Origin of the sequence: Polynucleobacter sp. AP-Latsch-80-C2 (genome assembly GCF_018882185.1) — a bacterium.
In the GTDB taxonomy this organism is placed as follows: Bacteria; Pseudomonadota; Gammaproteobacteria; order Burkholderiales; family Burkholderiaceae; genus Polynucleobacter.
Genome location: NZ_JACVOY010000001.1, coordinates 48,964 through 65,020, shown reverse-complemented (window position 1 = coordinate 65,020; position 16,057 = coordinate 48,964). Strand labels below are relative to the sequence as shown.

The following is a 16,057-nucleotide window of genomic DNA, read 5'->3' as shown; positions in this document are numbered from 1 at the left end:
ATTAGACCCAGCATAATCCTACATTGATCCCATTTAATCTTCTTATTTAAGTCCGCATTACATGAGTAGCTCCCCACGTCGCCTTCTAGTCACATCAGCCCTGCCTTATGCCAATGGTCAAATTCATATTGGCCATTTAGTGGAATATGTACAGACTGACATTTGGGTTCGCTTTCAGCGGATGCGTGGACATGAGGTTCACTACGTCGGCGCTGATGATACCCATGGCACCCCCATCATGCTGCGCGCTGAAAAGGAAGGTCTCACCCCGAAGGAGCTGATTGCTAATGTTTGGAAGGAGCATAAGCGCGACTTTGACAACTTCCACATTTCATTTGATAACTACCACACCACCGATAGTCCTGAAAACGAAAAGCTATCGCAAAGTATTTACCTGAAATTACGCGATGCTGGACTCATTGAAAAGCGCGCCATCGAACAAGCTTACGATCCTGTTAAAGAAATGTTTTTACCGGATCGCTTTATCAAAGGCGAGTGTCCTAAGTGTGGCGCTAAAGATCAATACGGCGACAACTGTGAAAAATGTGGTGCCACTTACTCACCTACCGATCTAAAAAATCCTTTTTCAGTGGTGAGCGGTGCAACGCCAATCAAAAAGATTTCTGATCACTACTTCTTTAAGTTATCAGATCCGCGTTGCGAAGAATTTTTGCGCGACTGGACTCAAGTAAAAACACCATTGCAGCCCGAGGCCCGCAATAAGATGAAAGAATGGGTTGGACAACCTGGTGAGAGCAAGCTAGGCGACTGGGACATCTCCCGTGACGCCCCTTACTTTGGCTTTGAGATCCCGGACGCACCTGGCAAGTACTTCTACGTATGGCTCGACGCCCCAATTGGTTACTACGCCAGCTTTCTGAATTACTGCCAATCCAAGGGAATGAACTTTGATGAGTGGGTCAAGCCTGACACCACTACGGAGCAGTACCACTTTATTGGCAAAGATATTCTGTATTTTCATACATTGTTCTGGCCGGCTACCTTGAAGTTTGCAGGCTACCGCACCCCAACCAATGTATTTGCTCATGGCTTCTTAACCGTAGATGGCGAGAAGATGAGTAAGTCACGTGGCACTCTGATTTCCGCTAACAGCGTGATTGAATGTGGCTTTAATCCAGAGTGGTTCCGTTATTACTTTGCAACAAAACTCAATGACAGCATGGAAGACTTAGATTTAAATCTTCAAGACTTTGTTGCTCGCGTGAATAGCGATCTATTAGGTAAATACATCAACATTGCGAGTCGCAGCGCAGGATTTTTAGTCAAGCGATTTGGTGGCATCGTTTCAGATGAAGCCATGAATGATCCATTGCTAAAAGAAATCGCTGGAGCAAGCGACAAAATTGCGCAGTTGTATGAAAGCCGTGAATATGCAAAGGCTTTGCGTACCATCATGGAGCTGGCAGATAAGGTCAATGGTTTCGTAGATGAAAATAAACCTTGGGACATCGCCAAAGATCCTGCCCGCGAAGCGGATCTTCAGCGCGTCTGTAGTATTACCCTAGAAGCATTCCGGATGCTAAGTCTCTACCTCAAGCCTGTGATTCCACAAGTTGCCGCTGGGGTTGAAGAATTCCTGTCCTTGACGCCATTAAATTGGGGTGACATTGCTATCCCGCTTTCCAGCAAGAATCCCATCAATGCCTATAGGCACCTCATGACCCGAGTGGAAGCCCCACAAATTGAGGCTTTGCTGGCTGCAAACTTGTAAAAAAGGCCTTAAAAAGCCCCTATAATGGTGGCTGTAGTCCCCCAATGACTTGTGTACGAATTGTCATAAGTCATTGAATTTATTGAGTATTCTAGGATATGCCATGGCAAGATACCAGTCTGAATTCACCCAGTTCTTAAGCGAGCTGAAAACCGAGAAGCCAAACCTCGAAGCCGACCAACAAGCTGGTCGCGCACTGCTTTGGGATAAAGAACCTTTAAGCGTGGAAGATCAGCGTCGTGCAAAAGCCGCTAAATTGAAACAACGCGCTTACGTCTACTCGAATGACTAATCCGGGAATTGAGTCAGGCGCTCAGCCATTACCTGATCTATTAGATAGCACCCCAGCAGTTACCGATGGGATGTCATCGGCATTCGCCAAGCTATATGGCGAGCCCCTCTTCAAGCTTCCTACCGATCTTTATATTCCGCCTGATGCGCTAGAAGTTTTTCTAGAGGCATTCGAAGGACCTCTAGACCTATTGCTTTACCTGATTCGTAAGCAGAATTTCAATGTTCTTGATATTCCTATGGCGCAGGTAACCCAACAGTACCTTAGCTATATTGATCAGATTCGCCATACCAATCTTGAGCTTGCTGCTGAATATTTACTCATGGCAGCGATGCTCATTGAGATCAAGTCTCGCATGCTGCTACCGATGAAGAAAGCAGATAGCGAAGAAGAAGTAGAAGATCCGCGCGCAGAATTAGTTCGTCGCCTACTTGAATACGAACGTATGAAGCTTGCCGCACAAGAGCTTGATCAAATTCCACAGCATGGGCGTGATTTCCAAATTGCTCACGGCTATGTAGACACTACAGTTGCGATCACTTGGCCAGAAGTGAATTTGGATGATCTGCAGATGGCTTGGCGTGATGTCCTACATCGTGCAAAACTGAATCAGCATCACACCATTACTCGTGAAGAATTATCGGTTCGTGACTTTATGACACGCATCTTACGTCGCTTACAAAGCACTAAATTTGTGGAGTTTGGCGAGCTATTTGAGGATGCCATTAAATCTGGCAATGGCATACCGGTTGTCATCGTGAACTTTATTGCAATGCTAGAACTATCCCGCGAAGCGTTGGTGGAGATTACCCAAGCCGAGCCCTATGCACCAATCTATGTTCGCCTTGCCTACACGCCTGTTGCATGAAAATCATTAGCGATATACAGGAATTACGCGACCATCTACGTGGGCAAAACCGCGCCTCATTTGTCCCAACAATGGGCAATTTGCATGAAGGTCATTTATCACTCATGCGTCTTGCCAGACAACATGGTGATCCAGTTGTTGCGAGCATTTTCGTCAATCGCTTACAGTTCGGCCCAAATGAAGACTTCGATAGTTATCCGCGCACGATGCAAGATGATATTGAAAAGCTGGAGCGCGAAGGGGTTTACATATTATTCGCCCCAACTGAGCGTGACCTCTATCCTCAGCCACAGGAATATCGCGTAGACCCACCTCACCAGCTGGGCGATATCTTAGAAGGTGAGTTTCGTCCTGGATTTTTCAAAGGCGTCTGTACAGTCGTCTTGAAACTCTTTTCATGCGTACAACCGAAGGTAGCAATCTTTGGGAAAAAAGATTACCAACAATTGATGATCATTCGTCAAATGGCAAAACAGTTTGCACTTCCAGTAGACATCATTCCTGGTGAAACGATTCGTGCAGAAGATGGGCTAGCCCTTTCCTCACGCAATGGTTACCTAACAACTGCAGAACGTGCTGAAGCGCCAGAGCTTCAAAAAGCGCTTCAAGTGGTGCGCAGCCAAGTCCTCGATTTAGGAACTCGCACTACCCAAGCGCTTACCCAAATTGAAAAATTGGCTGAAGCAAAACTGACTGAGCGCGGCTGGGTGCCAGACTACATTGCTATTCGTCAGCAAAGCGACTTAGCGCCAGCTACCGACGCAAGCCTGGAGGCTGGAGAGCCGCTAGTCATTCTGACGGCAGCTAAGCTTGGTCAAACGCGCTTGATTGATAACCTAGAGATTTAATCTAGTTAGATTTAAAGGGCGAAGAATTGCCCGACTTCTAAATTAAGCTCTTTAGCTAATTCAGCACCACTCACCTTACCTGCTGCACCTTTAGCTTTAAGCACTTCTATTTGTCCGCCGTGACAGGCCACAAAGAATGAATCCAGAGTAATCTGCGTTATCTCGCCTGGCTTACCCTTTACCGCACCAAAGGTTGCTACTACATGCTTGTGGCAATCATAGATCTGCACCTTTTGTTCGCCAAACTTTATCCAGGCACCTGGCGCTGGATTGCAGGCACGAATCAAATTGTAGATTTGACCAATATGCGTTGCCCAATGAATTTTGGCAGCATTAGCATCAAACCATCCTTCGTAATTTGCTTGTGATTCATCTTGAACAACTTCTTGATGTTTGCCTGCCACCACCAAATCAGCCGCTTCTAATAAAGCGGTGATGCCAACTGGAAACAGGTAATCAAAATATATTTTGCCGAGGGTGTCATCGGGGCCGATAGCCACTTCTTTTTGCAAAATCACCTCGCCTTCATCCAAACCATCAGAGGGGCGGAAGATAGTAAGTCCAGTTTTTTCTTCGCCTAAGGCAATTGCCCAGTTAATAGCGCTAGGACCACGGTATTTTGGTAGAAGTGATGGGTGATATTGAATCGTGCCGTGCTTTGGAATCTTGACCAACTCCTGGGGCACAAATTGCAGTACATAGGCCATAACGCAGATATCAGCATTGGCATCAATCATGGCCTGAGAAGCCTCCGGGCCTTTCAGGGAAGCAAATTGCAAAGGCTTAATACCCTTTGCAATTGCAGCCTCTTTAAGAACTTCAGGTTTAGTAGATTTGGGATTGTCAGGCGGGCAAAAAACAGCAACGACTTCATCGCCGCGCTCTAAAAAAGCCTCCAATGCTGCCTTGCCAAAATCTGCACTCCCAATCAACGCAACCCGCATCTTAGATTACCTTATCGTGACGTAATGAAATTAATTCATCAGTGGAATAACCCAGCTCACTGAGAATCTCATCAGTATGCTCACCAAGTAAAGGTGAACGCTCAACTTCCGTTGGGCTATCTGATAATTTAATTGGGTTACCAACAGTGAGGTACTTCCCGCGAATTGGATGGTCTACCTCAACTACGGTACCAGTCTCGCGCAAGGAAGGCTCTTCAGCTATCTCTTTCATCGATAGAATTGGGCCGCAAGGAATGTCGTACTTATTCAAAATATCCATGACTTCAAACTTATTCTTAGTCATAGTCCATTTTTCAATCTCACCAAAGATTTCCATCAGATGAGGTAAGCGCGCCATTGGTGATGCAAAACGCACATCTGTAATCCAATCTTCGCGTCCAATGACTTTGCAAATGGCTTCCCAAACTGGGGCTTGCACAATCACATACATGTAAGAGTTTGGATCGGTTTCCCAACCCTTACATTTCACGATCCAACCAGGCTGGCCGCCACCAGAGGCATTACCAGCACGGGGTACAGCATCGCCAAACTCACCGTTTGGATACTGTGGATACTCTTGCATCACACCAACACGCTCTAAACGCTGTTGATCACGCAACTTCACACGGCATAAGTTCAATACCGCGTCTTGCATTGCTGCCAATACTTTTTGACCGCGTCCAGAATGGGTGCGTTGATATAGCGCAGTCACAATACCCAGAGCCAAATGTAGACCAGTACCACTGTCTCCAATTTGAGCACCAGTCACCATCGGAGGTCCATCATCAAAACCCGTTGTAGATGCAGAACCGCCAGCACATTGCGCTACGTTCTCATATACCTTGCAATCTTCATAAGGACCGGGACCAAAGCCCTTCACTGAGGCCATGATCATCATCGGATTGAGCTCTTGAATACGTTCCCAAGAAAAACCCATGCGATCTAATGCACCAGGAGCGAAATTCTCTACCAGTACGTCACACTCTTTAATCAAGCGCTCAAGAATCTCTTTGCCCTTTTGGGTTTTGGTATTGACCGTAATGGAACGCTTATTGTGGTTCAGCATCGTGAAATACAAACTATCCGCATCTGGAATATCACGTAATTGACCGCGCGTTGCGTCACCCTCACCCGATTTTTCTACTTTAATAACGTCCGCTCCAAACCAAGCCAACAACTGCGTACAAGTTGGCCCAGATTGTACGTGCGTAAAGTCGAGGATTTTGACCCCTTCTAGTGCTTTTGCCATGATTTAAGTCCTAATAAGAATGAAATTTTGAATTGGAGCAATTTTACCAGCGGGGAAATACAGCAAATATGGCATGCCCAATTATTGGGCATAGGCTCCACCAAAGCCTTATCAGGACTAGATGGGGTTAAGACTGGGGGTTTTCAAGTTCGGCGAGGCGTTTTTTTAGGGCGCGCTCCTGAGAGAAACGCTCAGTCTCATCACGGATCACTGCTACCACCCCATTTGCCTTGTGATTTTCATCAAAAAGCATGCCTACCGTAAATGCTATGGAGATGGTGCTGCCATCTTTGTGCTTTGCAGGCACCTTCAAAAGAGAGGCGCCATAACGAGTAGTACCAGTCTCCATGGACTTGCTGTAACCCTCATTGTGTTTTTGTCGCTGACGGTCCGGAACAATTAAATCTAAGGTACTTGCAAGCGCCTCAGCCTCAGAGTATCCAAAGATGCGAGTAGCTGCAGGATTCCACAGCACAATCTTTTCATCGGCATCTGCAACCACAATCGCGTCGCCAATACACCCCACCAGTTGATGTAAATCGATATTTGTATTCATACATTCAGTCTACAGAAATATTCAATGCAAAGTGCAGAAATAAAAAAGGCGCCCACGAGGAGCACCTTCAAATAACAGCAATGATTTATTGTTATTAAACTGCTTTGGCTGTATGCAACTTAGCGATATCGTCAGCGCTGTAGCCAAGGTCAGCCAACACTTCATCAGTGTGCTCACCCAATACTGGTGATGGACCAACTTCAATTTCCAAATCAGAGAACTTGATTGGGCTACCAATAGTCAAATATTTACCACGTACCTTGTGGTCAACTTCAACAATCGAACCGCTCTTGCGCAAGTCAGGTGATGCAGCCAATTCTTTCATAGAGAGAACTGGGGCGCATGGAATATCAAACTTGCGGAGGATGTCCACCGCTTCATACTTAGTCTTGTCCTTGAGCCACTCTTCAATTGTTGCGAAGATGTCAAAAATCTTATCTTGACGAGCTTCAGCAGTCATGTACGCTGGATCAGTTGCCCACTCTGGCTTACCAATCGCACGTGTGATTGGCTCCCAAGCGTGCCCTTGAATAGTGAAGTAGATGTATGCGTTTGGATCTGTTTCCCAACCCTTACACTTCAACACCCAACCTGGCTGTCCGCCACCACCAGCGTTACCGCCACGTGGAACTACATCAGAGAAAGTACCGTGTGGGTACTGTGGATATTCTTCCAAATAACCAATTTTGTCCAAACGCTGTTGATCGCGCAACTTAACACGGCATAAATTCAATACTGCATCTTGCATTGAGCAAGAAACTTTTTGACCTTTGCCTGTTTTTTGACGCTGCATCAATGCAGTCAAAATACCAATTGCCAAATGCATACCAGTATTGGAGTCGCCCAAAGCAGCAGCAGAAACTGTAGGAGGACCATCCCAGAAACCGGTAGTAGAAGCAGCACCACCAGCACACTGAGCAACGTTCTCATACACTTTCAAATCTTCGTATGAGTGACCATCGCTAAAGCCTTTTACAGAAGCCATGATCATCTTTGGGTTCAATTCTTGAATACGTTTCCAAGAAAAGCCCATGCGATCCAAAGCACCTGGACCAAAGTTCTCAACCATGACGTCAGAGGTCTTGATCATCTTTTCCAAAACTTCTTTACCTTCTTGAGTCTTGGTATCCAATGTCAAAGAACGCTTGTTACCGTTCAACATAGTGAAGTACAGAGCATCCGCACCTGGAATATCGCGCAACTGGCTACGCGTTACATCGCCAGAGCCTGGACGCTCAACTTTAATCACGTCAGCACCATACCAAGCCAAAAGCTGAGTACATGCAGGACCTGCTTGTACGTGGGTGAAGTCAATGATACGAATACCGTCTAATGGTTTAGTCATGTTTATTTCTCCTTGAGTGTTTCTTATTTATTACTTAATTTAGTCTAAAAATATTAACTTTTTATTACTGTTTCGTTACTTAGAATCTTATTTCTTAGCAGCTGCAGTAGATGGGTTTAAGTTTGTTAAACGTCCACTTTCAGTACCTGCGGTTTCATCAATAACAGCATTGATGAGGGCTGGTTTACCGGCAGCAATCGCTTCTGTTAACGCTGCTTCTAATTCCGCTGGAGTAGTCACGTAATAACCCACTCCACCAAATGCTTCAATCATCTTGTCGTAACGTGCGTTTTTGACAAACACTGTCGGCGCAACATCAGCACCACCCGTTGGGTTCACATCAGTACCGCGGTATACGCCATTGTTATTGAAAACAACTGTCGTGATTGGCAAGTTGTAACGGCAAATGGTTTCGAGCTCCATACCGCTAAAGCCGAATGCGCTATCGCCCTCAACTGCTACGGTTGGTAGGCCGCTGGTTACAGCAGCACCAATAGCATAGCCCATACCAATACCCATAATGCCCCAGGTACCAGAGTCAAAACGCTTACGAGGCTTATACATATCAACAATTGCACGGCAATAGTCAAGTGTATTTGCACCTTCATTTACCAAGTTGACGTCGGGGTTCTTCTTGATCACATCACGAATCACGCGCAGAGCACCATGGAAGTTCATTGGATTTGCTTCTTTAGCCAATGTCTCTGCCATCTTCGCAGTGTTCTTATCTTTCTTCTCCGTAATTGCAGTAATCCACTCAGCACTTGGCTTAGGAACAGCAGCGATACCTTTTAAGAGTTCGCCAACGCAAGAACCGATATCACCAATCAGTGGTGCATCAATTTGAACGTTGCTATCGACTTCGTTTGCTTGGATATCGATCTGGATAAATTTCTTAGGGTCTTTACCCCAGGTCTTGCCCTTACCGTGTGCGAGCAACCAGTTCAAGCGCGCTCCAACCAACATCACCGCATCAGCCTCAGCCAATACAAATGAACGCGCCGCAGAAGCTGACTGCGGATGGTTATCAGGCAACAACCCTTTTGCCATCGACATTGGTAAGTAAGGAATACCAGACTTCTCAATCAAAGCACGGATATCAGCATCAGCTTGAGCATATGCAGCTCCTTTACCCAACAGAATCAACGGACGCTTTGCGCCCTTCAACACGTTTAAGGCGCGCTCAACAGCATCAGCCGCTGGGATCTGGCGAGGTACTGGATCAATTACTTTGAAAATAGATTTCTTCGCTTCTTCAACTGGCATAGTTTGTGCCAATAACTGCGCTGGCAAATCTAAGTACACGCCACCTGGGCGACCAGATACAGCAGCACGAATGGCGCGAGCAAAACCAATGCCGATATCTTCAATATGATTAATACGGTAAGCAGCTTTGCAATATGGCTTAGCTGCATTGAGCTGATCCATTTCTTCATAGTCACCCTGTTGCAAGTCAACGATTTCACGCTCACTAGAGCCGCTAATCAAAATCATTGGGAAGCAGTTGACGGTTGCATTAGCAAGCGCTGTTAAACCATTTAAGAATCCAGGCGCAGAAACGGTCATGCAAATACCAGGCTTCTGCGTCATGTAACCGGCAATTGCAGCTGCATTACCGGCATGCTGCTCGTGACGGAAACCAATAAAGCGTAAACCCTCAGCTTGAGCTAGACGGCAAAGGTCAGTAATTGGAATTCCAACGAGACCAAAAATAGTATTGAGGTCGTTTGCCTTTAAGGCATCAATTACAAGATGAAAGCCGTCGGTTAATTGTGTGTTTTGGTTATCTGTTGTCATAGAAATTTTTTATAAATCACAAAGGGCGCTTAACTTAGCAACCGCTGTAATTTCGCTTTCGCTATTTGTCTCCAATTTAGTTATTTATGGCACACCGAGTTTCAACCCGGCTTAGGCAGAAATGAATATTAGGCTTGGGGGTTAGGATGATCATTGACTTTGGTCAATTTCCCCTAAATCCCGCGTCCCAAAGCGGTATTGCCTAGATAAAAAGCTCTTTATGCTTGGTTTTGAGGCGACTCAGAGTCTCAGGAGAGAGATTTAGATATGCCGCCAGCTCTTTTTTAGGGAGAAGCTCAAATAAGTCCTCATATTTCCGTAAAAAGCGCTCTACTCGACCAGGCGCATCGAGCATGTGCAACGTAATGGTGTGCGCCATGATTTCACTCATGAGTCGCATCACTTCAAACTCAAAGCTTTCTTTGAGTGGCTTGTGCTCTTCTAAGAATTCAGCCCACTTCATAAGGGGCATGCGCGCCACACGGGCCTTGGTGACACAGGCAATGCTGTAAGGGGCTGCTGTTTTAAGGCGCCACGCTGCATAGCTTGTTTCGATATCTTTTTCGATCGCAAAACGCAAAATCATCTCTTTTGCATCAGAGCTAGAAACAATCCGCTTGAGAATGCCATCTAAAACAAAGTACTGCTCCATTTGGTGATCACCTTGATGTAGCAATATTTCTGATTTTTTGAGGTCTGAAATCTCTAGATGACGCTCTAAATCAGCCATGGCCGCCGGATCCAAGCTCTTCAGTACAGCGTTTTGACTGAGTTGCAGGCGAATCAGGTTTTTTTCGGGGTGCTTATCTAATACGGTCATGAATCCTTCATCCTAGACCTTGTATTGTAGGCTTTTTTGTGCCAAAAAGTGGGGTCGCGAATACGTCATACGCTAGAATTGAGGGGTCGTGGTGCTTTATTGCAATGCAATAAAGTTAAACGGGAAACACTAAACGTGTGCTGCCCCCGCAACGGTAAGTAAATGCACCTTTATCTCAAGGTAAAGGCGTCAGGAGTCTGAAAAAGCCACTGTGCGCGTCAATGCATGGGAAGGCCAGATTCTGAGATTTACTAGCCCGGATACCGGCCAAGACAGGTGGAATTTTGCGGACGGGGACCTTCGCGCGCCGATGACAGCGCCCTACCCTTCGGTTGGCCGCCTAATTGACGCTCGATCCCCCACTTGCGAAATTCTGTTCGACCCGGCTAACGGGGAAGTTAGCCAGGCAATCGATAACAGAAAGCAACCATGAATCAATCCAAAATGCGCTTAGCCCTAATTAGCGCAATTCTTAGTACGGCATTACTTAGCAGTCTCACACAAGCTCAAAGCTCGAATGTCTCGGTTTCAGTGGGACCCAACACCATGAACCCGGTCATCGTGACGGCCAATAGGACCCCAACAGCAGCTAGCAATGTGCTCGCTGATTACGATTACATTGGCCCAGAAGAAATAGCTCAAGCAGGCCAGACCAGCTTAGTTGAATTACTCCAAAGACAGCGTGGTGTTGAGATTTCAAGCTACGGCACCGGTGGCTCTATCGCCAGCGTATTTTTGCGCGGCACTAGCAATGCACAAAGCTTAGTTCTGATTGATGGTGTACGCACTGATTCTGGATTTACCGGTGGCCCTAGTTGGCAAGCCATTCCACTAGCGCTGATTGATCATATTGAAATTATTTTTGGACCACAAAGTAGTCTCTATGGTGCCGATGCTATTGGCGGTGTAGTGCAGATTTTTACCAAACAAGGAGAGGGTCCAGCCAAGGTAAGCGCTTCTACTGGTTACGGCACTTATGGCACCACGATTACAGAAGCCAGTATTTATGGCGCCACTGAAGGCGAACAAAAAATTCGCTATTCATTAAGCGCCAGTCAAAACTTATCTATGGGATTTAATACTGTCGCAGATAACAATCCCTGCAACCCAAGTACGCAGTCCAAAAAATCCATCGCTAAAAACTGCTTCTATGGCGCATTACCAACTAATAGAACCGGCTATGGACAAGACAGCATTACTGGTAGAGCATCGCAAGAGTGGATGCAGGGCCAAGAGTTGGGCGTGCAATTTTTACAAAGTCGCTTAAACAATCAATACCCAGGCAATGCTCCAGATACATATGCTCCCGCAACCATGAACAACATTAATGATCTGGGAACCTATTCTGTTTACTCCAAGAATCAACTGACTCAAAGCTGGAAGAGTCTTTTGCAGGCAGCCCAATCCATTGATAACGGTCAGCAGTTAACACCAACTACCAATCCCGTGAATAACACCAAACAAAATATTTTGACTTGGCAAAACGACATTGCAATCGGACCGGATTTACTGCAAATTTTAGGTGAGAGAAGATCACAAAACGTGTTCACGAATCAAATAAATTACAACACGACGTATTTGCCAGAAAACTTTAATCAAACGCGTAATACAAATTCTGTAGCAGGTGCCTACCAATTAAAACGTGGTGCGCATTTAGCAAACCTATCGCTGCGTAATGACAACATTACAGGCTATGGCAGTCAAACGACTGGAGGCGCTGCGTATGGTTACTTCTTCACTAAAGCCTTCAGAGGAAATATCAACTACAGCACTGGCTTTAGACCTCCTACCTTCAATGACTTGTACTATCCAGGCTATGGCAACCCTTCCTTGCAAGCTGAAAAGAGCCGGAATACCGAAGCTGGCCTTCATTACGAAGAGGCCACTTATGAATTGCACTTAGTCGGATATACCAACACCATTACGAACTTAATTCAATACTCCAGTATTGGTTGTCCTCCGGGATATTTTGGTTGCGCATCAAATGTGGCTAATGCCAAAATTAATGGTGCCTCCTTGGGCGCTAGCAAGCAATTAGATAACTTCAATGTGAAGGGTTCTTTTGACCAACAAAATCCGATTAACCAAAATACTGGCACAGTACTATTAAAGCGTGCTCGTCAGTTTGGTAACGCTGCTGTGGAATATCGTGCAGGTTCTTTGACAACGGGTGCTGGCGTAACCTTCTCTGGGCAACGCTATGACTATGGCAATACTGGACTTGGTGGATATGCGATCTTCAATCTATATACAAACTATGATGTAACTAAAGATTGGAGCATTTTTGGACGCTGGAACAACGTTACCAATAAGGACTATCAATTAACTTATGGATATAACACTCCTGGATCCAATATCTACATTGGCGCCCGTTACGCCATGAAGTAACACCATGAAACACATAACACTGCCTTACTCATCACTCAAACTATGTTTAGGTGTAGTGTTGTTTGGATTTTTATGCCTCACTCAGGCAGCGATCCAAGTAATAGATGATCGCGGTAAGTCGATTGCCCTAAACTCTCCACCCCAACGCTTAATCAGTCTTTTGCCATCTCTGACGGAATCTATTTGTGCCCTTGGAAAATGCAGCAATCTCGTAGGTATTGATCGCTTCTCAAATTGGCCGCTATCAATCCAAACCTTACCCAAACTCGGTGGCATCAGCGATAGCAATTTAGAAGGCATCGTACAACTCAAGCCCGATCTGGTTCTTGTAGACAGATCATCGCCCATCATTGCGCGCTTAGAGGGATTGAATATTCCCGTAATGACCTTTGATATTAAAACCATGGCGGATGAAGAGCGCGCCTTACAAAAAATGGGGCTAGCTTTGGGCAGCAATGAATCCGACAGGGTATGGAAACAAATTCAAGCGGAAATTACCCGGGCCAATAAACAGCTAGATGGCTCTCAGAAAAATATGAAGGTGTATTTTGAAGTGAATTCTGCTCCCTATGCCGCAGGACGTACTTCTTTTATTGGCGAACTATTAAGCAGGCTCGAACTCAACAACATCATTCCTGATTCCCTAGGTACATTTCCAAAAATTAATCCTGAGTTTGTAGTGCAAGCTAAACCAGACATCATCATGCTGAGTGAAACGAGACTTGCTGACATGAAAAAACGTCCAGGCTGGAGTTCTATTCCAGCGATTAGCAAAGATCGCATCTGTGCCTTTAGCAAAGAACAAAGCGATATTCTCGTCAGGCCAGGCCCAAGAATGGGTCAAGCAGCCCTCATACTCTCGCAATGCATTGCAGAAAAAGTATCATTAGCTAAGTGATGCCATCCAATCAACTACCTCTCAAGCTAATTATCCTACTCAGTCTTAGTGCAGCACTCATGGCACTTGGAAGTATTCTTGGGAGCACCGGTGTCGATTGGCATTTTGCAGACGCGAATCGCACTATTCTTTATGAAATCCGCTTACCAAGATCTATTGGCGCATATCTTGCGGGAGCATTGCTCGGCTTGGCTGGCGCTATTGCCCAAAGTTTATTTCGTAATCCGTTGGCGGACCCCTATTTACTGGGAAGTGCTTCGGGTGCACTACTAGGTGTTGGAATAATTCTGTGCCTCTCTTATGTTGGAGAGCCCTCTCTCATTACTCTGATCGGCATCAATGGTGGAGCATTTATTGGTGCTTTATTTGGCGTTTTAACTGCCCTCTTATTGGCAGGTGGTTATAAAAGTTCATTGCGCCTTTTACTCTCTGGTGTAGTCATTGGCGTGATCTTTGGTGCCGCCAACTCCCTTCTCACTTTTGTTCGCCCAGATTTATATCAAAGCCTTCAATCATTCATGCTGGGTAATACCGCATTGATTACTTGGAACGCCACACTCCTGATGGGGATCGCTTTAGTAATCTGCGTACTCCTCACTCTATTGCTCAGCCCCGTATTAAGTGCGCTCTCGCTTGGCGAAAATACTGCGCGCACTTTAGGGCTGCCCTTAGATCAACTTCGACTCTTATTAATCGCAGTCTTAGCTTTAGCAACAGGATTTGCAGTGGCGCAAACGGGCTTGATTGCATTTGTTGGACTAGCTGCCCCCCATTTAGTACGCCATATTTCTGGTGGACGTCAACGAGCGCAACTCATGCTCTCCACTATTTCCGGTGGTATTTTGCTCTTAGGATCTGATCTTCTAGCGCGGAGTCTTTTTGCCCCCATGGAGATTCCAGTTGGCATCATTACTGCCGTACTGGGTGGAAGTTACCTTCTCTTTCTCTTGCGTCGCGGGCAGATTGGAATGAGGAAATGAAACTCCAAGACCTGAGCGTATATCGCGGCCCCTGTGAGGTCCTACGCAATCTTTCCATCGAAATTCCAAAAGGAAAATGGACTAGCATTGTTGGGCCCAATGGCGCAGGGAAGTCCTCCCTCCTCCAAGGTATTACTAATATCCTCCCTATTCAAGGTCGGATCAGTATTGATGGGATTGATATCCAAACCCTGAGTAGTAAAGCGCGTGCAAGAACGATTGCGTGGCTAGCGCAAAATAATGATGCTGCTGAAGAATTTAGCGAGCTGACGGTTTACGACACTGTCATGTTAGGCCGCATTCCGCATCAAGGATGGCTTCACCTACCGAGCGATAGAGATCATCAGGTAGTACAGCAAGTCTTAATCAAAACCCATACACAATCAATTGCTACCCGTTATCTACATGAACTCTCCGGAGGAGAAAAGCAGCGCGTCTTACTTGCTCGTCTGTTGGCAGTAGAGGCAGAGATCTTACTGATGGATGAACCATTAGCCAACCTTGATCCCCCGCATCAAGCAGACTGGCTCAAGTGGCAAAGCGAGCTTCTTGCCCAGGGTAAAACGCTAGTCACCGTCTTACATGAAGTTCAATATGCCCTGAGGGCCGACCATATCATCATGATTGGCCAAGGAAAATTGCATTTTGCGGGCGCAAGCAATGACCCTGCCACCCAACAAGCCCTAATTGCGCTTTTCGAGGGTCGTATTCGCCTAGAAAAGCTTGGGAATGAATGGGTTAGCCTTCCCGCCTGAAAAGCGCCCCACCCCAGCTTTTCCTAAGGCTACAATGCCAATATGAGCGAGCTAACGACACTCCCCCAAAGCAATAACGATGCTGACTTAGATGCGGCAAGCGCATCCGTTCAACGCGTATCCGAAAAAGTTCAATTAATCACTGAGGCCGTTAAAAATCTTCATCAGAACCGCACTCAGCTTGAAGGCAAAATTGAAGACGCTCAAAAACGGATCCAGCATATTTTGAGTCGCCTACCAGAACAAAGTGATGGTCGCCAAATGAATTTACTTGGTGAAGCTATTCCACCAAATAACCCAGAGGATGATAGTGAGCCAACAACGCATTGAAGTAACTCTCGCTGGCCAAAAAATTACTCTGGCCACCAGCACTGAACATGAACCACTCTTGCGCGCGGCCTGTGTGCTTGTAGATGAACAAATCAAACTGGCCATCGGTGGTGGTAACCGCAGTATTGAACGCGCTAGTATGATGGCAGCACTCAAAATTGCTGGCGATCTCATCAAACTACAAAATTTAGAAACGCAGCAAAGCCCCTCTTCGAATGTCAGCGCAAATGAGGTTTCACGACTTCATGGCGAAAT

14 protein-coding genes, 2 pseudogenes and 1 riboswitch are annotated in these 16,057 nt (G+C 46.0%); of the genes and pseudogenes, 10 read left to right on the top strand and 6 right to left on the bottom strand.

All coding sequences use genetic code 11. From position 1 onward, the window contains the following. Positions 1-61 precede the first annotated feature (61 nt). From metG to panC, 4 genes and pseudogenes are all read left to right on the top strand, one after another. A pseudogene (metG, locus tag ICN47_RS00330) lies at positions 62-1,726 on the top strand (methionine--tRNA ligase); the annotation flags it as partial. Positions 1,727-1,835: 109 nt separating this feature from the next. Next, positions 1,836-2,024, top strand: a complete 189-nt coding sequence (locus tag ICN47_RS00325) for a DUF3460 family protein (RefSeq protein WP_216217939.1) — start codon at positions 1,836-1,838, stop codon at positions 2,022-2,024. Beyond that, on the top strand, positions 2,017-2,892 hold the full coding sequence (locus ICN47_RS00320) for a ScpA family protein (protein ID WP_216217938.1): 876 nt from the start codon (positions 2,017-2,019) through the stop codon (positions 2,890-2,892). The genes ICN47_RS00325 and ICN47_RS00320 overlap by 8 nt, the downstream gene beginning before the upstream one ends. Next, positions 2,889-3,740, top strand: coding sequence for a pantoate--beta-alanine ligase (panC, locus tag ICN47_RS00315; protein ID WP_216217937.1), 852 nt, complete (start codon positions 2,889-2,891; stop codon positions 3,738-3,740). The genes ICN47_RS00320 and panC overlap by 4 nt, the downstream gene beginning before the upstream one ends. A gap of 11 nt (positions 3,741-3,751) precedes the next feature. On the opposite strand, the gene ICN47_RS00310 is transcribed toward panC, so the two are convergent. The 6 genes from ICN47_RS00310 to ICN47_RS00285 all read right to left on the bottom strand — a co-directional run bounded on the left by ICN47_RS00310 (position 3,752) and on the right by ICN47_RS00285 (position 10,451). Then, positions 3,752-4,684, bottom strand: a complete 933-nt coding sequence (locus ICN47_RS00310) for a methionyl-tRNA formyltransferase (protein WP_216217936.1) — start codon at positions 4,682-4,684, stop codon at positions 3,752-3,754. A gap of 1 nt (position 4,685) precedes the next feature. Then, the gene (frc, locus tag ICN47_RS00305) at positions 4,686-5,933 is read right to left on the bottom strand and encodes a formyl-CoA transferase (protein WP_216217935.1); all 1,248 of its coding nucleotides are present in this window, start codon (positions 5,931-5,933) and stop codon (positions 4,686-4,688) included. A gap of 127 nt (positions 5,934-6,060) precedes the next feature. Next, a complete protein-coding gene (locus tag ICN47_RS00300) occupies positions 6,061-6,489 on the bottom strand; it encodes a PAS domain S-box protein (protein ID WP_216217934.1) in 429 nt (142 codons plus the stop codon). A gap of 94 nt (positions 6,490-6,583) precedes the next feature. After that, the gene (gene frc / locus ICN47_RS00295; protein WP_216217933.1) at positions 6,584-7,834 is read right to left on the bottom strand and encodes a formyl-CoA transferase; all 1,251 of its coding nucleotides are present in this window, start codon (positions 7,832-7,834) and stop codon (positions 6,584-6,586) included. A gap of 87 nt (positions 7,835-7,921) precedes the next feature. After that, positions 7,922-9,631, bottom strand: a complete 1,710-nt coding sequence (gene oxc, locus ICN47_RS00290; protein ID WP_216217932.1) for an oxalyl-CoA decarboxylase — start codon at positions 9,629-9,631, stop codon at positions 7,922-7,924. A 202-nt stretch (positions 9,632-9,833) separates the two neighbouring features. Continuing rightward, positions 9,834-10,451 (bottom strand): Crp/Fnr family transcriptional regulator, encoded by a 618-nt coding sequence (locus ICN47_RS00285; RefSeq protein WP_216217931.1) that lies wholly within the window; start codon positions 10,449-10,451, stop codon positions 9,834-9,836. 72 nt (positions 10,452-10,523) lie between these two features. Further along, a riboswitch (cobalamin riboswitch) is annotated at positions 10,524-10,738 on the top strand. 142 nt (positions 10,739-10,880) lie between these two features. Here ICN47_RS00285 and ICN47_RS00280 point away from each other — a divergent pair. The 6 genes and pseudogenes from ICN47_RS00280 to ICN47_RS13070 form a co-directional block, all read left to right on the top strand. Then, positions 10,881-12,839: a TonB-dependent receptor domain-containing protein gene (locus tag ICN47_RS00280; protein ID WP_216217930.1), complete on the top strand. Its 1,959-nt coding sequence runs from the start codon at positions 10,881-10,883 to the stop codon at positions 12,837-12,839. A gap of 4 nt (positions 12,840-12,843) precedes the next feature. Further along, positions 12,844-13,737, top strand: a complete 894-nt coding sequence (locus tag ICN47_RS00275; protein WP_216217929.1) for an ABC transporter substrate-binding protein — start codon at positions 12,844-12,846, stop codon at positions 13,735-13,737. Between the two features lie 59 nt (positions 13,738-13,796). Beyond that, entirely contained in the window at positions 13,797-14,717 is a 921-nt protein-coding gene (locus ICN47_RS00270; protein ID WP_255538862.1) for an iron ABC transporter permease, read from the top strand. Further along, positions 14,714-15,472, top strand: a complete 759-nt coding sequence (locus tag ICN47_RS00265) for an ABC transporter ATP-binding protein (RefSeq protein ID WP_216217927.1) — start codon at positions 14,714-14,716, stop codon at positions 15,470-15,472. Before ICN47_RS00270 ends, ICN47_RS00265 begins: the two co-directional genes overlap by 4 nt. Positions 15,473-15,514: 42 nt before the next feature. After that, positions 15,515-15,802 (top strand): hypothetical protein, encoded by a 288-nt coding sequence (locus ICN47_RS00260; RefSeq protein ID WP_216217926.1) that lies wholly within the window; start codon positions 15,515-15,517, stop codon positions 15,800-15,802. Next, positions 15,777-15,998, top strand: a pseudogene (locus ICN47_RS13070) (cell division protein ZapA); the annotation flags it as partial. The gene ICN47_RS00260 and the pseudogene ICN47_RS13070, both read left to right, overlap by 26 nt. Positions 15,999-16,057: the final 59 nt, after the last annotated feature.